Genomic DNA, 16,757 nt, shown 5'->3' with positions numbered 1-16,757 from the left:
CCCGCTCCTTTCCCCTCAGGGAGATTCCGCCACCCACCCGGCCGTGACGGTGGCGGCGTTGGCGTCGCTGTAACAGAGCGTCAGCCGCCCCCCCTGGCCGTCCAGGGCCACCAGGGCCGCCGCAGCCAGCAGCTCCCGGGGCACCACGGAGGTGGCGCCGCTGTTGCTGTAAGACCGCAGGTTGAGGGTGAAATCGGTGATCTCATTTCCCTTCACCAGGAATTGGGCCGCCCAGCCGGAGCCGCCCACCAGCACGGGCAGGCCGTCCAGCCGGTAGTGGAAGGAGACCACCCAGCCCTCGGCCCGGGCCTCGGCCCCGGTGAGGACCAGGGCCCCTTCACCCTTCCAGCCAGACATGGCCTGGTTGGCCAAGTCCCAGGCGGCCAAGGCGGCCTCCTCACAGGTGGGTTCGGAGCCGGCGGAGGCCACCGGGTAGCCCCCGTCCTCTCCGGCGTGGTACACCACGGTGCCCGTCTGGCTCACCCGCAGGCGGCCCGTGCCCTCGCTGATGGTCAATCCCTCGGCGGTCATATAGGCCGAGTCGCCCCCGGACTGGAATCCCAGGTATCCCAAAAGCTGGTCCAGGGCTTCCGCGTCCCCCACAAAATCCGGGCTGGAGGCGCTGTACACGATGGGCTGGGGCGTCGCCATGGACACCATCACGTAGGGGTCCAGCACGGCATAGGTCCCGTCGCTCTCGGCCAGGGCGTAGGCGAAGCCCGCGCCGTTGGGGTTGAACTCGTCCAGGACATCCTCCAGATGGCCCGTCCAGGCCACCTGGGTCCGGGCGGCCTGATAGTCTCCCCCGTCCCGCCAGCACAGCCACACGGTGGAGCCGTCCCAGGCCAGCAGGGCCGCTTGGGCGCCCCCCGCCAGGGTCTCCGGACCGCCCCCCAGCCAGGCGGACAGTGCCGCCAGAGGGGGACGGCCCTGAAAGGCGCAGTAGACCCCCGGCATCTCCAGCAGGGTCCGCCAGCGGCCCTCGGTGATCTTCTCCGCCGTCCCGGCGGTGGCCAGCCCCTCTCCCAGGAGGGAGGCCGTCAGCTGGAAGGCTTTGCCCACCAAATCCTCGTCGTAAGCTACGCCGTAGAGCCCCCGCTCGTTGCGCACGGCCAGCAGATAGGGCTCCAGGGCCTCTTCCGGCTGTCGGCTCTGGGGCTGATTGGTCTGCACCGGCTCCGCCATCCAGCCCCGCAGCTCGTTCACCATGGGCGTCTGGCCGGCCAGAAAGAGGGCCGAGCAGGCCAGGGCCACGATAAGGACGTCCTTCCCCAGCTCGATGAGCCTGCCCTTCCCCCTGGGGCGGGGCACCTGGGGCACCTTGTTACGCCTTGCCATGGCCCGGCCCCTCCAACAGCAGTTCCACCCGGATGGTCAGGCCGGGCCCCTCCCGGTCCACCAGCTTGATCTCCCCCTGGTGCTGGTCCACGATCTCCTTGGCGATGGACAGACCCAGGCCGGTGCCGCCAGACTCCCGGGAGCGGGCCTTGTCCACCCGATAAAACCGCTCAAAAATGCGGCCCCGGTCCTCGGCAGGGATGCCCATTCCGTTGTCGGCCACCTCCAGCCAGACCTTGTGCCGCCCCATCCGCCCGGCGGAGACCTCGATGCGGCCCCCGTCGGGGGTGTATTTGATGGCGTTGGAGACCACGTTCATCATCACCTGGGTGATCCGCTCCCGGTCCGCGGTGATGGAGGGCAATCCCGGCTCCAGGGTCAGCTCCAGCTCGTGGCCGTGGCGCTGGGCCTCCATGCGGTTGGCGTTCACCATGCTCTGAATGGCCTCGGCGAAGGAGAAGGTGGTAAGATTGAGCTCGCTGCGGCCGGAGTCGAACCGGGACAGGGTCAGCAAATCCTGGACGATGTGGGCCATCCGGTCGGACTCGCTGAGAATGACCTCCAAAAAGTTTTTCTCCGTATCCTGGGGAAGGGCCCCCGCGTTGTCCACCAGGGTCTCGGCGTAGGAGCGGATGTTGGTCAGGGGGGTGCGCAGCTCGTGGGAGACGTTGGCCACGAACTCCCGGCGCATCTCCTCGGTCTTGTGCTGCTCGGTGACGTCGTGGATGACCACCAGCACACCGGCCTGGGCCTCCTTGTCGAAGGGGGCCAACAGCAGCTCCAAACTCCGGCCGCCCCGCTCCCGGGCGCCCTCCACGTAACCCTTCTGGCCGGGCTCCAGCACCGCCTCCAGGGGGGCGATGTCCCCAAAGAGGGCGCCGTAGCCCACCGCCCCGCCCAGGGGCAGGGGACAGCCCAGCATCTCCTCGGCGGCGGGGTTGGACTGGATAATCTCCCCCAGCCGGTTGAAGGCCACCACGCCGTCGGTCATGTGGAGGAAGAGGGTGTCCAGTTTGTTGCGCTCGTTCTCCACCTCCTGGATAGTGTTCTGAAGCTGCCCGGCCATGCCGTTGAAGGTGGCGGTGAGCACGCCGATCTCGTCTTTGGAGTCCACCTCAATCTTGTGGGAGAAGTCCCCGGCGGCCACCTCCTCGGCGCCCTCGGTGAGCCGCTCGATGGGGGTAATGAGGGTCTTGGACAGCAGGAAGGAGAGGAGCACCGAGATGGCCAGGCCAAAGGCCAGCGCCTCCAGGATGAGGGTCACCAGCTCGCTGTTAAGGCTCTGCACCGTCTGTTTGGTGTCCTTGACGTAAATGACGTAATTCACCCCGCCCCGCTCCACGGGGATGGCCACGTCCATGTAGGCGGCGGAGACGTCGCTGTCGTCTCCCACCTCTCCCGCCAGGGCGGCGGCCAGGTTGTGGGTCATCTCCAGGTTCGTCACTTCTTTTTCCGAGCTGGTCAGGTAGGCCCCGGTGGCGCCGTCCAGCACGTAGTAGTTGCGGTTCCCGCCGTCCACTCCCAGACGGCCCTTGTTGGTGTCTAGCATCTGGCCGATCTGCTCGGCCCCGTTCTCCTCCCCGGGCACGATGCTCTCCAGGTCGTGGAAAAACTCCGGGTCATTTTGGAACACGTCCTGCATCTGAGTGTAGAACTGGTTGAGGTAAAACCCGGACACCGAGTTCACCAGAAAGGCCCCCACCACCGTCATCAGGGAGACGATGAGCAGCGTCATGATGAGCATGAGTTTCATATGCAGGCTGCGAAACATGGCGGCACCTTCCTACTTCAGCGTTTGTGCGACAGTTTTCCCCCCGGCGTACGGGGGCCCTATCCCTCGTGGAACAGGTATCCCAGCCCCCGGCGGGTGATGATAAACGACGGGTTGGCGGGGTCGTCCTCGATCTTCTCTCTCAGCCGCCGGACGGCCACGTCCACCGCCCGGACGTCCCCCACGTAGCCCTCATAGTTCCACACGTGCTCCATCAGGGCCTCCCGGGAGAACACCTTGTCGGGCTGGGCGGCCATGAACTTCAAAAGCTCATACTCCCGCTGGGTCAGATCCAGGGCCCGGTTATCCTTAAAGGCCATCAGCAGGCCCATGTCCACCAGGATACGGCCCCGCTCCAGCCGATCGGCGGCACTGGCGGCGGGGGCCTGGGGCTGGTCGGAGATCATGTCGATGCGGCGGATGTTGGCCTTCACCCGGGCCAGCAGCTCCCGCATGGAGAAGGGCTTGGTTATGTAGTCGTCCGCCCCCAGCTCCAGCCCCAGGACCTTGTCGGTCTCCTCCTCCCGGGCGGTGAGCATGATGATGGGGGTGGATCGGTTCTCCGCCCGCACCGCCTTGCACACGTCAAACCCGTTCATCTTCGGCAGCATCAGGTCCAGAAGGATCAGGTCGGGATTCTCCTCCAGCGCCAGCTTCAGCCCGGCTTGGCCGTCGTAGGCCTCCAGGGTGTCGTACCCCTCCTTGCTCAGGTTAAAGGAGAGGATATCCACGATGTTTTTTTCATCTTCCACAATGAGGATGCGTTTGCTCATTTCGTTCCTCCCGCCTCACGGCTCAGATATTCCTTGGTCTTTAAAATGACGGCCACGGTTTTGGCGTCGGTCAGCTCTCCCGCCATCACCCGCTCCACCAGAATGGAGAAGGGGGTGCGCTCCACCTCCAGGAATTCGTCCTCGTCCGGGTGCTGTTCCCCATGGCGGAGCCCCCTGGCCAGATACATGTGCAGCACCTCGGAAGAAAATCCCGGCGAGGCCATCAGGTATCCCAGGTAGACCAGCTCCTCCGGCTCCGCCCCGATCTCCTCGCTCAGCTCCCGCAGCGCCGCCAGCCGGTGGTCCTCCGGCCCGTCCAGCTTCCCGGCGGGCAGCTCCTCCGTCACCCGCCCGAAGGGATAGCGGAACTGCCGCACCGTATACACGGTGCCGTCGTCCTCCATGGGCAGGATACACACCCCGCCCGGATGCTCCACCACCTCACGGCTGGCTGTTTTCCCATTTTCCAGTTTAGCGGTATCCAGACGCACAGTAATGATCTTTCCCCGGAAAACAATCTGGCTGTCCACCGTCTCCTCGATCAGCTTCATGCATACCACCCCATTATGCTTTTTGATTTTAACATAGAGTAAGTATATCACAACAGATCTCATTGTGCCACCTTGAACTTCTTGGGTCATAGAGTTGCCCAAGTCTACCAAAAGTCAACCACTATACCCACCTGAATCCTTTGAAACCAAGCGGTTCCACCGTTTTCTCCCTGCATTTTGTCAACCAAAAAGTCTACCACAATAACAAAAAGGGCCGTGAAGCTATGCTTTACGGCCCTTTTTTGTCCTTTCTGTAATCTTTTTTAAATCCCCAGGGGCGTTATACGCCCCTAAAATATCCGCAAATGCCTAATATTACGGGTTTTTTCGGTAAATAACCCCCCGCCAAAAACAGAAGGAGGAATTTCCATGAACAACCTCAAGCGCGTTCTCAGCTTGGGTCTGGCCGGAACCATGCTCGCGGGCATGATGATGGTCGGCGCCTCTGCTGCGAGCAAGGATTTCAGCGACGCCGCTGATATCCAGAACACCGACGCTGTCAACACAATGGTGGCCCTGGGTGTCATCAAGGGCAAGGACACCGGCGATTTTGATCCCAACGGCAACGTCACCCGTGGTGAGATGGCCAAGATGATCTGTGTCGCCATCAACGGCGGTGCCGAGCCCGTCCTGGGCACCAAGGCTACCCCCAGCTTCAGCGACATCAGCAACCACTGGGCCGAAAGCTACATTGAGTATTGCTACTCTATGGGCTATGTTGCCGGCCGGGGCGATGGCACCTTCGCTCCTGACGCCACCGTGACCTCCACCGAGGCCGCCAAGATGATCCTGACCACCATGGGCTATAAGGCCGAAGTGTCCGGCTTCACCGGCATGGATTGGTCCATCAACACCAACTCCGTGGCCAACCAGCAGGGTCTGTATGAGAAGCTGGCCAAGATCGACACCAACGCCCCCATGAGCCGCGATAATGCTGCTCAGATGCTCTACAATGCTCTGGACGCCAAGACCGTGGAGCTGGGTGCCAGCGGCGCCGACTACAAGACCAGCACCTACACCTACACCGGCACCGAGCAGGTCGCCGTGGGCAGCGAGCGCGTGTACGTGTTCACCGCCAAGTCTACCAGCAGCAAGTACACTGAGCTGAGCGCCCTGGATGGTGAGGAATACGCCTCCCACGCCGACGCCGACTCCGATGCTGATGCCGCCGCCGGCACTGATGTCAGTCTCGGCACCGACTACACCCTGGAGTCCAAGTCCAAGGTCATCTACGGCACCCAGTCCGTCACCAAGACCAAGGACGAGACCTTTGGTCACAAGTTCCTGTCCCTGGACACCTATTCCGAGGACGGTGTGTACCTGAAGAAGGTGGAGAAGGACGCTAAGGGCACCTACACCATCACCCTGTCCGACGGCTCTTCCTTCAAGAAGGTCGCCGAGGACTACAGCAACCTGATGGGCGAAAAAATTAAGGTCCTGTCTAAGGCCTCCGACGATGTCTATGGCGTGTTCGCCTCCGGCGGCGCCGTTCTGGCCACCGGTGTGGTGGGCGACATCGCCTCCGGCTCCAGCGTCAAGAGCACCGACACCTCCATCAAGGTCGACGGCACCAGCTACAAGGTGGAGAAGACTGTTGGCACCACTCCCCTCTATGCCTTCAACGACTTTGACAACACCAGCTCTGATCTGAAGACCCTGGTCACCAATGAGGCCGCTTCCATCAAGGTCGTGGACCTGGACGACAACGGCAAGATCGACCTGGTGGTCTACACCCCCTTCACCGTGGCGAAAGTCACTTACGTGGGCTCCACCTCCTTCACCGCCGGTGGTAAGACCGTGAAGCTGGCTGATGTCAACACCTATGACGGCATGGCCAAGAACGATTACGTTATGATCGTGGATGGCGATAACACTGTTGACGGCGACGACACCTACACCAAGATCGACGAGATCATCAAGGGCGACGTCACCGCCACCAAGGACAGCGGCGCCAGCTTCAAGCTGGACGGCGAGTGGTACAACATGGCCGCCGACAGCATCCTGGCCAGCGGTTCCAAGAAGCAGGCCGACATCAAGGCCGGCACCACCGCCAGCAAGGTGGTCGTGGTCAACGGCTACGCCTTCTTCGTGGACACCTCCTCCGCTGTGGAGACCCAGGATTACGCCGTGGTGGTCGACGCCAGCAATAAAGTCGGCATGAACGGCACCCAGGCCAAGCTGCTCTTTACCGACGGCACCCAGAAGGTCGTGGATACCGACAAGGATTATTCTGATGAGGCTAACAGCGGTGCGGCTTCTCTCATCGGCAAGCTGGTCACCTATGACATCGACGATGGCGACTATGTCCTGACTGAAGCCGAGACCAGTGATGCCGATAAGGCCGGCTTCGACGAGATCGTTTCCGGATCCTACACCTATGCCAAGAACAACAAGAGCACCATCGGCGGCAACTATATCGACGAGAACGCCATCATCTTCGTGGAGAAGACCAACGGCAAGTTCACCGTCGTCACTGGTGCCACCATGATGAAGATGGCCACCGCCACTGTGTACAACGCCTACGCCAACAAGAACTCCTCCAACGGCTACAACACGGTTGCCATGGCCTTTGTTAAGGGCGATGTCACCTCTGCCGACGAGCAGTATGGTTACGTGGTCTCCGCCATTGAGACTGTGGACAACAAGGACAACGGTCTGGTCACCACCTTCACCATCTTCACCGGCACCGAGGACATTGTTGTCACCACCTCCAACAAGGCTTCCGACGCTTCTCTGAATGACCTGGCCAAGAACACGGTCATCAAGTATGTGGCCGACGGCGAGTACATCGACGTCAAGTCTGTCACCAAGCTGGATAAGAACACCTCCGGCATCGGTGCCATCATCGCCTACAACGGCAGCGATGAGATCAGCTTCATGACCGGTATGACCACCGAGACCATTGGCAGCGACACCGTGGATGTGGTGGATAAGAGCGGTACCAAGGTCCAGAACAAGGAGATCGACAAGGATACCGTCATCCTGACCGTCAACGTGGTTGACAAGGCTGGCGTGGCTGGCGGCGAGCTGGCTCTGGCCGATACCACGCCCAGCGAGAACTACTACGCCAACTGCTACTACGTCATGGGCACCGGCAACTCCGTCGCCCTGATCGTCTACTGCAACGACATCCTGAACGTGAACGGTTAACACCCTGCGTTCCTGATTCCCCCGCAGATGCGAAAAGCGGCGCTCCCGAATGGGAGCGCCGCTTTTGTCGTGCCGGTCAGCCTTGGACGGCCAGGAAATGATACCTGACCCCGGACTGATTTCCGCGGGGGCTTTGGTTGGAGCTTTCCCGGCTGAATACGGTAAAGCCGCTGGGATCCACCGCTACAACCGTGTCCTGGTCATTGACGGAAAGCTTCACGGGCCTGTCCCGGAGGGCCAGGCCGCCATATCCGGTGCGGCTGAGGCTCACTGTTATCTCGCCGTCCTCTCGTGCCGCCAATACCGAGGCGGGCCAAAATCCAAGCTCAATATGCTGCCCAGCCGCTCCATTGCCGGTATAACTCCCCGAAACTACCCGAGCGGACAGATCCAGTCTGCTGAAGTTTTCATTGAACTCCTCCCTTAAAAAGTCGTCCCCCGGCTCCCACAGGTGGAGCCCATATTGTTCCGTCCGATTCGTTGCCATACGCATAACCTCCCTCTCTGCCCCTGGGGGGTGCCCCCCTGCCGTTGTCCTTCCCCCGCATCCTCTCTCCCCCAGGCCCCGCCCTGCCCTGCCGCCCCTTTTTTCCACCTCTCCCAATCATTACAGCTATACAGCCAAGCCCCCCGCTCATATAATGGAGACAAACGATTCAAAGGAGGTCCCCTATGACCATCCAGCCCATTGGAGCCGCCAGTGTGGCCCTCTACCTGACCCCCGCCGATCTCTCCGAATACGGCTTCACCCCCGCCGGGCTCACCCTGGAGCAGGCCCTCCTCCTCACCCGCTCCGCCTGCGCCGACGCGGGCATCGTCCTCAGCGGCTCGGTGGAGATCGAAGCCTATCCCGAGTGCTGCGGCGTCCTGGTCTTTGCCCGGGTCCGCCCCGACGGGGAGCAGTGGTTCACCTTCGACGACCTGGAGGCCCTCCTCCAGGCCGCCCTGGCCCTCCGCCACACCCCCGTGGACGGGGCGCTGTGGTGGTGGGAGGGCAAATACTGGCTCTCCCTCCCCGTTCAGGTGGAGGCCGCCGCCGCCATTTGCTGCGAGTTCGGTGCCCCCCAGAGCGCCGATCCCCTCCGCCCCGCCCGCCTGGACGAGGCGGGAAAGCCCATCTTCTCCCACAACGCCCTCTCCGCTCTTTTTTACCATTTTTTACGTCTGCGGTCTTGACATTTATGGTATAATACCATTACTGGCCAAGTGGAGAGGAGGTGCCCAATGGACCGAAAAGGAACCAAGCAGATCGCCAAAAACAGCAAGGCCTTTCACGACTATTTCGTGGAGGACCGCTTTGAGGCCGGCATGGTCCTGGCGGGCACCGAGGTCAAGTCCATCCGGCAGGGGGCCGTCAACCTCAAGGATAGCTTTTGCCAGGTAAAGGACGGGGAACTGTGGCTCTACGGGCTGCACATCAGCCCCTATGAGAAGGGCAACATCTTCAACAAAGACCCCCGCCGCACCCGGAAGCTCCTCATGCACCGCCGGGAGATCCTCCGTCTCCAGTCCTCCGTCCAGCGGGACGGCCTCACCCTGGTCCCCCTGTCCCTCTATTTCAAGGACGCCAAGGTGAAGGTGGAGCTGGGGCTGTGCAAGGGCAAAAAGCTCTACGACAAGCGGGCCACCGCCGCGGAGCGGGACTCCAAGCGGGACATCGACCGGGCCATGAAAGACCGGGGCCGCTATTGACCCACTTTTTCTTGAAAAAAGTGGGCAAAGAGAACTTTAATACATTTATCTGAATTGTCTGCCAAACAGCTTGAAAGGACGTGTTTCCCATGGCTCAGAACCCCATCGTCACCTTCGAGATGGAAAACGGCGCCAAGATGACCGCCGAGCTCTATCCCGAGATCGCCCCCAACACCGTCAACAACTTCATCTCCCTGGTCAAGGCCGGTTTTTACGACGGGCTCATCTTCCACCGCTGCATCCCCGGCTTCATGATCCAGGGCGGCGACCCCAACGGCACCGGCACCGGAGGCCCGGGCTACGAGATCCCCGGCGAGTTCACCGCCAACGGCTTCCAAAACGACCTCAAGCACGACAAGGGCGTTCTCTCCATGGCCCGGACCAATGATCCCGACTCCGCCGGCAGCCAGTTTTTCATTATGGTGGAGAAGGCCCCCCATCTGGACGGCCAGTACGCCGCCTTCGGCAAGATCATCGAGGGCATCGAGACCGCCGACGCCATCGTCAGCGCCCCCACCGACTGGAACGACAAGCCCAAGACCCCCCAGAAGCTGAAGGCGGTCACGGTGGACACCTTTGGCGTGGATTACCCCGCGCCGAAAAAATCCTGACACAGCAACTTACCTCCGGCTCCCCCAGCATGGGGCCGGCTTCATGCCTTATCGGTCCTCGTGACCTTCGTCCTTTATCCTGGGAAAGCGGCTATGCCGCTTTCCCAGGAAGAGGAGGAGCAGCGAAATGAGCGAGCTTTCGGGCAAAGCCCGAAAGCGAGGGATATGCAGCTTGCTCCGACGACGAGGGGGCGTACTGGTTTCGACGGGGGTGTGGAAGTGGGAACAGCGGGCGGATGCGCCTAACATCCTTAAAATGGGCAAAAAACAATTAAACGCCAACAATAACGTTGAGCTCGTCGCGGCTTAAGCCGTGACCGTCCCGCCCGGAGGGGCCACAATCCGGGACGGGGCGTCGTGCAGTGGCGAACGTGAGTACGCAAAGCTTTGAGCGTGCCATGCATCATGAAGCTACCAAGCCTTTGAGTGTGTCAGCCCACGCCTGGGTAAGGGAATGTAAATGACTGTCTGCGCCCGGAGAAATTCCCATGAAAACGCTTTCGGACAGGGGTTCGACTCCCCTCGCCTCCACCATGAAAGTGCCTCGCTGTATTGCAAAATACGGCGAGGCACTTTCTTTTTGCCCATTTTCAAGGGCGAAACATATCAGAGCATTGGGTCGGGTAAACATTTAGGTAAACAGCGCACATAAAAATTTTTCGGTAAACATTTTTTGAGCGCTTAACTTTCGGGAAGTTTTGTGGTATAAGAATTAACCCAGCCATTTTGCCTCTTGTCCAAGAAGGGAGCCAAACATGGCAAGAACAAAAATTGAGAAGAACATCTACTATGACGACCAGAAGAAATTATACTATGTGAATATGGACTACGGCAAGGACGGCACGGGCAAACGCCACCAGGTACAAAAGACCTACCACACCAAGAAGGAGGCCCAGCTCGCCCTGGCAAAGTTCAAGGCCACCCGTGAAAGCGCCGTCATTCCCTGTCGGGAGACCTTGGCGGAATACTGCGGCTACTGGCTGAACACCGAGAAGCGGGAGCTTGGGGCCACCACCCGCTACGGCTATCGGAACATCATCGAAAACCACATTGTCCCCCATATGGGTAAGCTGGCCTTGAAGGATGTGAGCCGTGCCAGGATAAACGAATATCTTGCCGCCGTCAGCAAGGAGCTATCCCCCAACACCGTCCGCAAGCATTACGACCTGTTGAACAGCGTCTTTCTCACGGCGGTGCAGGAGGAAAAGGTGGGCAAGAATCCCCTGACCACCATCAAGCCCCCCAAGAAGGGCGAGGTGGAGTACAAGGTCTACAACGCCGACCAGCTTATAAACCTGTTTGAGCTGGTCAAAGGGGACCGCCTGGAAATCGCCGTGGGGCTTGCGGCACGCCTGGGCCTCCGCCGTGGCGAAATCTGCGGCCTGCGCTGGGAGCATATCGACATGACCGCACAGACCCTTTACGTCTGTGAGACACGCACCCAGGCGGGCAACAGCCACATCACCAAGGAGCCCAAAAGCGCGGGCTCCGTCCGCACCCTAAAAATCCCCGCCGAACTGCTTGTGTTGCTGGGGAAAATCAAGAAAGCACAAGAGGAGGATAAGCAGTTCTGTGAGGGAGAATATCAGGATAACGGCTATGTGTTCGCATGGCCCGATGGGAGGCCCTACCGCCCCAACTACCTGTCGGATATGTTCACCGACTTTCTCAGGAAGAAGGGGTTGCCCCGTATTCGGTTCCACGACCTGCGGCACAGCTTCGCAAGTCTGGCCGTTGAACACGCCGACGTGTACGACGTGAGCCGTGCCCTGGGCCATTCCAACACACGCATTACAGAGGATATTTATATCCACGACAACAAGAAATGCAAGACTGCCGCTGTGGAGGCGGTGTCAAAGGCATTGAGCGCATGAGCAGGGGGAGGCGGCGCTACCGCCTCCCCCTCCCCTGTGTCGGGTTTTCCCGACAGTGAGGCGGTCAGGGTTTCCCTGCGCCTCGGTTGTGCTGTGCTTGAAGTACAGCAGAAGTAGTCTGAAAGCTATGTCATGTGTCGGCATTAACGGCCTTGGCCGTTAATGCCGGACACGATATGCCACAAACGGAAACGAACGGAAACAAAAGGAAGGGGTGAGAATGGGGAAATCAATCAAGCACCAACTGATACACGCTATCGACAGTAATTTCAAAGAGGGCCAGGACAAGCACAGCATGAAGCGGGCGGGGTACGAGCGGCAGAGCACCATATTCAGCTTTGCCGACAGGAAGAATCTTATCGACACGGCGGCGGGGTTTGCAAACTGGCTGAAGGCGCAGGCAGACCCGCCCCGCTTTCTCTATGAGCTTCGGCCCGAGCACGTCCAGGGGTATCTCTCCGCCCATGCTGGGGCATGGACAGGGGCCACCCTCAAACTGCGGGCCTCCCATCTGCGCAAACTGGAAGCCCTGGCACGGGCCACCTATCCCAATAGTAAAATCAGCTTCACCGAGGGCGTAGCCGTCCCTGCGGCGGCCTCCGCCCCTTGCAGGACAGTCCAGGTGTCGGAGGCTGATTATATGCGCCTCCTGGACTACGCCGACCAGAGCAGAAGCGGGGCCAAATACGCCCCGTTCCTGTCTGGCTCCTGCGGTCTGCGGGTCAGTGAGTGCGCCAAGCTCAAAGGCTCGGATATCTCCATACAGGCCGACGGAACCGCCACGGTTCGGGTGGTGGACAGCAAAGGTAAGAGAAGCAGGGTCATTACCTTGAACAACAAAGATACTGTGTCACGTCTCGCTGAAATCTGCCGTGAACGAGGGGAAGGGCGGGTCTGCCCTGTCCAGTCGGACAGCCTCAATACATACCTTCGGAGGGCGTTCCACGCCCTGGGTATGACCGAGTACACCGCCCACAAGACCAGAGTTACCATGCCCTGCGAAAGCTGGCGGCACAACACTACTATGACGCTTGCCGACAGCAGGGTTTGACTATGAAGGAAAGCCTTTCCCGAACCTCTGTCTGGCTGGGCCACGGGAGGGACAGGGACGAGCTTATGAAGCATTATGTGCTAAATATAAGGTAAGCGGGGGACGAATATCGTCCCCCGCTTATCCACTGATAACCCTTAAAATGCATTGGAGATTTTTAAACCTTCAAGAAATCCTACATCAGAAATATCAAGTTCTACAGTAATATTTCCAAAACTTTTAGGACAGCTTTTTAATTTTTCTGTAATTTTATTTGTTTCATTATGAACCCCAATCCAATAATCGGTTACGATTTGGTCCAACTCATCTAACCAACCTACTAATGCATTTGCAGATTCAGTATCACACACATCTTTAATTAGGGCACAAGTCGCATTATAGTTAAATGGACTATTAGCACTATAATCAAATCCCTTAATTTCGATATAATGAGAATCTGTATCAAGTTTCATTGAAACAGCTCCACCCATAATATAAATATAATCAGTAAATCCAGAATTTCCAGCATCTACTCCATACTCATCACAAATTACTTTAGTATTGGGAAGATTTTCAAGAGGGTTTTCTTCACTAGAGCGCCAACTTGTGTTTACACCGACAAACTCTGATTTTGTTGCCGTCGGCGTAAATATTTTTCTTCCTTGGCTCTCAACCACTCGGCCCAGTACCGTGGCAAGCTCTCCCCGTGTGATGGGGCTGTTGGGCGAAAAGGTTCCATAATCGTCCCCGCCTGTCAGCACTCCCGCCCGATACAGGGTGAGAATCTCGGCACTGTAAGGGGTCTCTCCATTTACGTCGGGTAGCTTCTCCACCGTGTTGATTGCCTCGAACTCGGAGGCGGGGAGAATCCTCATCAACTGCCCCACCACATAGGCACGGGCCACCGTCCCATCCTGGGCGGCTTGGAGGTCAACGGCAAGCCCCTTTTCTTGAAGATAGGTATAACCCGCCGTCTGCCAGTCTCCGCTGACTTCACCCGTTCCGCCACTGTAAAGGTCGGCTATCCGAGCCATCAGCAGATAGATTTCTGGGGCGGTGATATTTTTCATGGGGCTGAACGTGGCCCCGCCCGTCCCATTCATCAGCCCAAGGCGATACATTTTCGCCGTTCCCGCTCCGAACCAGTCGGAGACGTACACGTCGGTAAACTGCCCTTCGGTATAGGTCTGCTTGTCTGTAAAGTTCTCCATGCTCCCCGTCACTGTAGCGCTGGCCGATACGGACAAGCCCACCATCAACGCCAGGGTCAGACACATACTGATGATTCGCTTCTTCATTCTCTTTTCTCCTTCTCTCTTTTTCGACATTCGCTGTTTATCATGATACGACGATTCATCCCATAAGACAATCCTTCCTTTCTTTATTTCGACCTGTTATAAGTTCCGCCCTTACTGATTAGGACATATTTCATTCTATTTCGGTTCATTCCGATTTATCACCAGGGTCACGATTTGCCACCACCGGCAAAGGATCGCCACGGTTTACCGTGGGGCTCCTTTGCCGATGGTGGCATGACCTCGGGGGTCAGACAAAAGAAAGCTGGGGGTCGAACCATTCTGATTTGTAATCGGCGGTCAGAATGTATAACTTATTAGTAGGAACAAAACACAACGGCTCCGTTGCGGCGGCTGTCGCCTACATTGGAACCAAAAAAACAAACTTACTTTTATATATTTAGGAGGTCATTCAATGCTTACAAAAGAAACCGTACTACGCAACACCATAAACAATACATTTGTAAAAAGAAGCTATTCACAAGCTAAGATAAGCAAGATAAGCAACAGCGACCTGATTCAGTTTATCTTTTGGTTTGATAATAACCTTGTCCTCCGTATTGGCAATCAGTACCGCTTTCGCGAGGACACACAGATAGCGCTATATTCCAACATGGCAATAAACCACTACACAGGTGAATGTATGCCTCCGCTGTTCTTTTTGCAAAACTATCTTGGCTTTACCTTTCCGCAAGCGTTATATTTGCTGAACCACTTTTATTTTAAGGTTGCCAAAGCTCCCATTCAAAAAGAACTAAACGCCATTTCGGCCAGTTCACACGCCGCTGTAAGCTCCATTAATGAATTAGACCTCAATGGCATTACCGACGAGGACAGGCTATTCAAGGGGGAGAATTTAGCCCTGCGGCGCACCATGGCCTACTTATATAAAACACGTCACATATCAAGAGACGTGGTATTACATTTTATCCACCACCGCTATTTGATGATGGACGAAAGCTACAACCTCTGCTTTATTACTTATCGTGACTCGCTGGCAAAGGGAGAAGTCATAGCCATCACCAAAAAGGGGACTACGGGAACGCCCTACGAGTGCAACCTAGTCAAAGAATCCAGCACGGGCTTCTTTTACGCAAAGAAGGACAACCTTTCCACTGCCGACTATGAAGAAGTCTTTGTCTTTGAGAGCATAATTGACCTGCTCTCTTACCTCTCCCTGCTCCGTGAGGGCCGTATCCATGAGGCCGACCATGCGGACAACCGCTGTTACATTTCCCTCAACGGGGCTAACAACCGAAGGTATTTAAGCGGCCTGCTCTTAAAATATCCGTCCATCCAGACTGTCAGCCTATGTATGGACAACGACCAAAAGGGCATTGAGGGGGCGGAGCGGTTACGGACGGAAATCAAGAGTATCATCAAGCCCGAAAATATCATAGACCTGCGGGAGCGTGGCCTAAAGCCTATTTCCGCCAAGTACGGCTACTGTAAGGACTGGAACGACGTGCTTCGGCTCCTTGCGGGTGATGTGCTGGCAGAGGTATGAAAAAGGCCCCGCCTCCGATTGGGAGGCGGGGCAGGGACCAAATCAATTCCGACCTTTCTTATATCGGGCTTGTGCCCTTCCATATATATTATTGATATGGAAACAAAATCATAACAAATACGGGGGTAATCATATGGAAAATAAAGAATGTATCATGTATACCGTGGAAGATGTTCAGAAGTTGCTTGGAATCAGCCGCAAGGCGGCCTACAAGCTCTTTAAGCAGGAGGATTTTCCCTGGATGATGATAGGTAACGCAAAGAAGATAATCAAAGAGGACTTCTGGGCATGGCTCCAAAAGCAGAAGCAGGGACGGGACAGCGCATAATGCGCCGTCCCGTTTTTTTGCACAAAATTTTCTGGCGAACTTAACTTTTTGAACGTTTTGTTATAAACTGATATTGTAAACTTCATTACAAAGTCAAATGGACTGAATTATAAACTTCTCCCTGTCCTTATATAATATATTATTATCTTTAAGTAAAATGTGTTAGGCAGGAAAATGAGAAGCAGGAACAAATGAAGTAAAGATTATAAAAAGGAGAATATACATAAACCAAAATGACAAAACCCCCGAACGCCCCGTTATGGATGTAAAGGAGGTTCAGACCATGCTGGGAATCAGCAAGGATTTAGCTTATAAGCTCTGTAACGATGGGCGGTTTAAGGTCAAGAAGCTGGGCCGCAGAACGCTGGTAAACCGTCAGTCCTTCAACGAATGGCTGAATAACGGAGAGATGTTCAGTGCCATGCGCCTGCACCGTTGACCAACAGGAGAAGGGGGAGCTTTGCTCCCCCTTTCTTCATACCCAGGCACAACACCACCGTACCAAAGCGGACAACGCAGACAGGAAAGCTGGGTCAACATCAGGTAAACATTTACCTTCACAACACCACAGGACACTATCCGACATCAAAGAAACCACCCCACCCGAACGCTTGAAACGCCCGCAATACAGCGACTTGACGGGACGAGACGGAATCATTGGACACGGGCCGAAACCTCGGCCTACTCGTTCGACTCCCCTCGCCTCCACCATGATAAGTTGACAAACTCTGCAAGCTGGAAACATCTTGTTACAAGGGTTTGTCAACTTTTCTTTTTTACCGCAAAACCGTTAAAAAGACTCAAAACGCACTTGGGGTGACTCGAACCCCGGGGCAA

The 16,757-nt window shown here is 57.2% G+C and carries 15 protein-coding genes and 1 other RNA gene; 10 read left to right on the top strand and 6 right to left on the bottom strand.

Annotated features, from left to right (window positions below; all coding sequences use genetic code 11):
• Positions 1-15: 15 nt before the first annotated feature.
• The 4 genes from AAEU42_RS04100 to AAEU42_RS04085 form a co-directional block, all read right to left on the bottom strand.
• Positions 16-1,338, bottom strand: a complete 1,323-nt coding sequence (locus tag AAEU42_RS04100) for a hypothetical protein (protein ID WP_342232259.1) — start codon at positions 1,336-1,338, stop codon at positions 16-18.
• Positions 1,325-3,091 (bottom strand): ATP-binding protein, encoded by a 1,767-nt coding sequence (locus AAEU42_RS04095; RefSeq protein WP_342232258.1) that lies wholly within the window; start codon positions 3,089-3,091, stop codon positions 1,325-1,327. Before AAEU42_RS04095 ends, AAEU42_RS04100 begins: the two co-directional genes overlap by 14 nt.
• A 77-nt stretch (positions 3,092-3,168) precedes the next feature.
• Positions 3,169-3,882 (bottom strand): response regulator, encoded by a 714-nt coding sequence (locus AAEU42_RS04090; RefSeq protein ID WP_342232257.1) that lies wholly within the window; start codon positions 3,880-3,882, stop codon positions 3,169-3,171.
• Positions 3,879-4,433, bottom strand: a complete 555-nt coding sequence (locus tag AAEU42_RS04085; RefSeq protein WP_342232256.1) for an NUDIX domain-containing protein — start codon at positions 4,431-4,433, stop codon at positions 3,879-3,881. Before AAEU42_RS04085 ends, AAEU42_RS04090 begins: the two co-directional genes overlap by 4 nt.
• Before the next feature lie 369 nt (positions 4,434-4,802).
• Here AAEU42_RS04085 and AAEU42_RS04080 point away from each other — a divergent pair, with 369 nt between their 5' ends.
• Complete coding sequence (locus tag AAEU42_RS04080) at positions 4,803-7,583, top strand: S-layer homology domain-containing protein (protein WP_342232255.1); 2,781 nt, start codon at positions 4,803-4,805, stop codon at positions 7,581-7,583.
• A gap of 76 nt (positions 7,584-7,659) precedes the next feature.
• Here the strand turns inward: AAEU42_RS04080 and AAEU42_RS04075 are convergent, their stop codons facing one another.
• The gene (locus AAEU42_RS04075) at positions 7,660-8,070 is read right to left on the bottom strand and encodes a hypothetical protein (RefSeq protein WP_342232254.1); all 411 of its coding nucleotides are present in this window, start codon (positions 8,068-8,070) and stop codon (positions 7,660-7,662) included.
• Between the two features lie 185 nt (positions 8,071-8,255).
• Here AAEU42_RS04075 and AAEU42_RS04070 point away from each other — a divergent pair, with 185 nt between their 5' ends.
• The 6 genes from AAEU42_RS04070 (at position 8,256) to AAEU42_RS04045 (ending at position 12,811) form a co-directional block, all read left to right on the top strand.
• A complete protein-coding gene (locus AAEU42_RS04070) occupies positions 8,256-8,759 on the top strand; it encodes an adaptor protein MecA (protein WP_342232253.1) in 504 nt (167 codons plus the stop codon).
• A 48-nt stretch (positions 8,760-8,807) separates the two neighbouring features.
• Positions 8,808-9,275 carry an SsrA-binding protein SmpB gene (gene smpB / locus AAEU42_RS04065; RefSeq protein ID WP_342232252.1) on the top strand — a complete coding sequence of 156 codons (468 nt, stop codon included), beginning with the start codon at positions 8,808-8,810 and terminating at the stop codon, positions 9,273-9,275.
• An 89-nt stretch (positions 9,276-9,364) separates the two neighbouring features.
• Positions 9,365-9,886, top strand: a complete 522-nt coding sequence (locus AAEU42_RS04060) for a peptidylprolyl isomerase (protein ID WP_342232251.1) — start codon at positions 9,365-9,367, stop codon at positions 9,884-9,886.
• Positions 9,887-10,073: 187 nt separating this feature from the next.
• Positions 10,074-10,420: a transfer-messenger RNA gene (ssrA, locus tag AAEU42_RS04055) on the top strand.
• A gap of 221 nt (positions 10,421-10,641) precedes the next feature.
• Positions 10,642-11,760 (top strand): tyrosine-type recombinase/integrase, encoded by a 1,119-nt coding sequence (locus AAEU42_RS04050; protein WP_342232250.1) that lies wholly within the window; start codon positions 10,642-10,644, stop codon positions 11,758-11,760.
• Between the two features lie 220 nt (positions 11,761-11,980).
• Positions 11,981-12,811: a tyrosine-type recombinase/integrase gene (locus AAEU42_RS04045; protein WP_342232249.1), complete on the top strand. Its 831-nt coding sequence runs from the start codon at positions 11,981-11,983 to the stop codon at positions 12,809-12,811.
• Between the two features lie 137 nt (positions 12,812-12,948).
• On the opposite strand, the gene AAEU42_RS04040 is transcribed toward AAEU42_RS04045, so the two are convergent.
• Positions 12,949-14,088 (bottom strand): S-layer homology domain-containing protein, encoded by a 1,140-nt coding sequence (locus tag AAEU42_RS04040; protein ID WP_342232248.1) that lies wholly within the window; start codon positions 14,086-14,088, stop codon positions 12,949-12,951.
• A 412-nt stretch (positions 14,089-14,500) separates the two neighbouring features.
• Between AAEU42_RS04040 and AAEU42_RS04035 the strand changes: the two genes are divergently transcribed.
• The 3 genes from AAEU42_RS04035 (at position 14,501) to AAEU42_RS04025 (ending at position 16,359) form a co-directional block, all read left to right on the top strand.
• Positions 14,501-15,592 (top strand): toprim domain-containing protein, encoded by a 1,092-nt coding sequence (locus AAEU42_RS04035; RefSeq protein WP_342232247.1) that lies wholly within the window; start codon positions 14,501-14,503, stop codon positions 15,590-15,592.
• Positions 15,593-15,725: 133 nt separating this feature from the next.
• On the top strand, positions 15,726-15,920 hold the full coding sequence (locus AAEU42_RS04030; protein WP_342232246.1) for a helix-turn-helix domain-containing protein: 195 nt from the start codon (positions 15,726-15,728) through the stop codon (positions 15,918-15,920).
• A gap of 259 nt (positions 15,921-16,179) precedes the next feature.
• Positions 16,180-16,359, top strand: a complete 180-nt coding sequence (locus AAEU42_RS04025; protein WP_342232245.1) for a helix-turn-helix domain-containing protein — start codon at positions 16,180-16,182, stop codon at positions 16,357-16,359.
• Positions 16,360-16,757: the final 398 nt, after the last annotated feature.

The organism is Pseudoflavonifractor phocaeensis (genome assembly GCF_038439875.1).
GTDB lineage: Bacteria > Bacillota > Clostridia > Oscillospirales > Oscillospiraceae > Vermiculatibacterium.
This window is presented reverse-complemented; position numbering and strand designations above follow the sequence as displayed.

Bases quoted from the DNA above. Each gene is read 5' to 3' on its own strand.
- AAEU42_RS04075 (WP_342232254.1), bottom strand. From the start codon at position 8,070: ATGGCAACGAATCGGACGGAACAATATGGGCTCCACCTGTGGGAGCCG.
- smpB (WP_342232252.1), top strand. From the start codon at position 8,808: ATGGACCGAAAAGGAACCAAGCAGATCGCCAAAAACAGCAAGGCCTTT.
- AAEU42_RS04040 (WP_342232248.1), bottom strand. From the start codon at position 14,088: ATGAAGAAGCGAATCATCAGTATGTGTCTGACCCTGGCGTTGATGGTG.
- AAEU42_RS04030 (WP_342232246.1), top strand. From the start codon at position 15,726: ATGGAAAATAAAGAATGTATCATGTATACCGTGGAAGATGTTCAGAAG.
- AAEU42_RS04060 (WP_342232251.1), top strand. From the start codon at position 9,365: ATGGCTCAGAACCCCATCGTCACCTTCGAGATGGAAAACGGCGCCAAG.
- AAEU42_RS04025 (WP_342232245.1), top strand. From the start codon at position 16,180: ATGGATGTAAAGGAGGTTCAGACCATGCTGGGAATCAGCAAGGATTTA.
- AAEU42_RS04070 (WP_342232253.1), top strand. From the start codon at position 8,256: ATGACCATCCAGCCCATTGGAGCCGCCAGTGTGGCCCTCTACCTGACC.
- AAEU42_RS04090 (WP_342232257.1), bottom strand. From the start codon at position 3,882: ATGAGCAAACGCATCCTCATTGTGGAAGATGAAAAAAACATCGTGGAT.
- AAEU42_RS04080 (WP_342232255.1), top strand. From the start codon at position 4,803: ATGAACAACCTCAAGCGCGTTCTCAGCTTGGGTCTGGCCGGAACCATG.
- AAEU42_RS04095 (WP_342232258.1), bottom strand. From the start codon at position 3,091: ATGAAACTCATGCTCATCATGACGCTGCTCATCGTCTCCCTGATGACG.
- AAEU42_RS04050 (WP_342232250.1), top strand. From the start codon at position 10,642: ATGGCAAGAACAAAAATTGAGAAGAACATCTACTATGACGACCAGAAG.
- AAEU42_RS04100 (WP_342232259.1), bottom strand. From the start codon at position 1,338: ATGGCAAGGCGTAACAAGGTGCCCCAGGTGCCCCGCCCCAGGGGGAAG.
- AAEU42_RS04085 (WP_342232256.1), bottom strand. From the start codon at position 4,433: ATGAAGCTGATCGAGGAGACGGTGGACAGCCAGATTGTTTTCCGGGGA.
- AAEU42_RS04045 (WP_342232249.1), top strand. From the start codon at position 11,981: ATGGGGAAATCAATCAAGCACCAACTGATACACGCTATCGACAGTAAT.
- AAEU42_RS04035 (WP_342232247.1), top strand. From the start codon at position 14,501: ATGCTTACAAAAGAAACCGTACTACGCAACACCATAAACAATACATTT.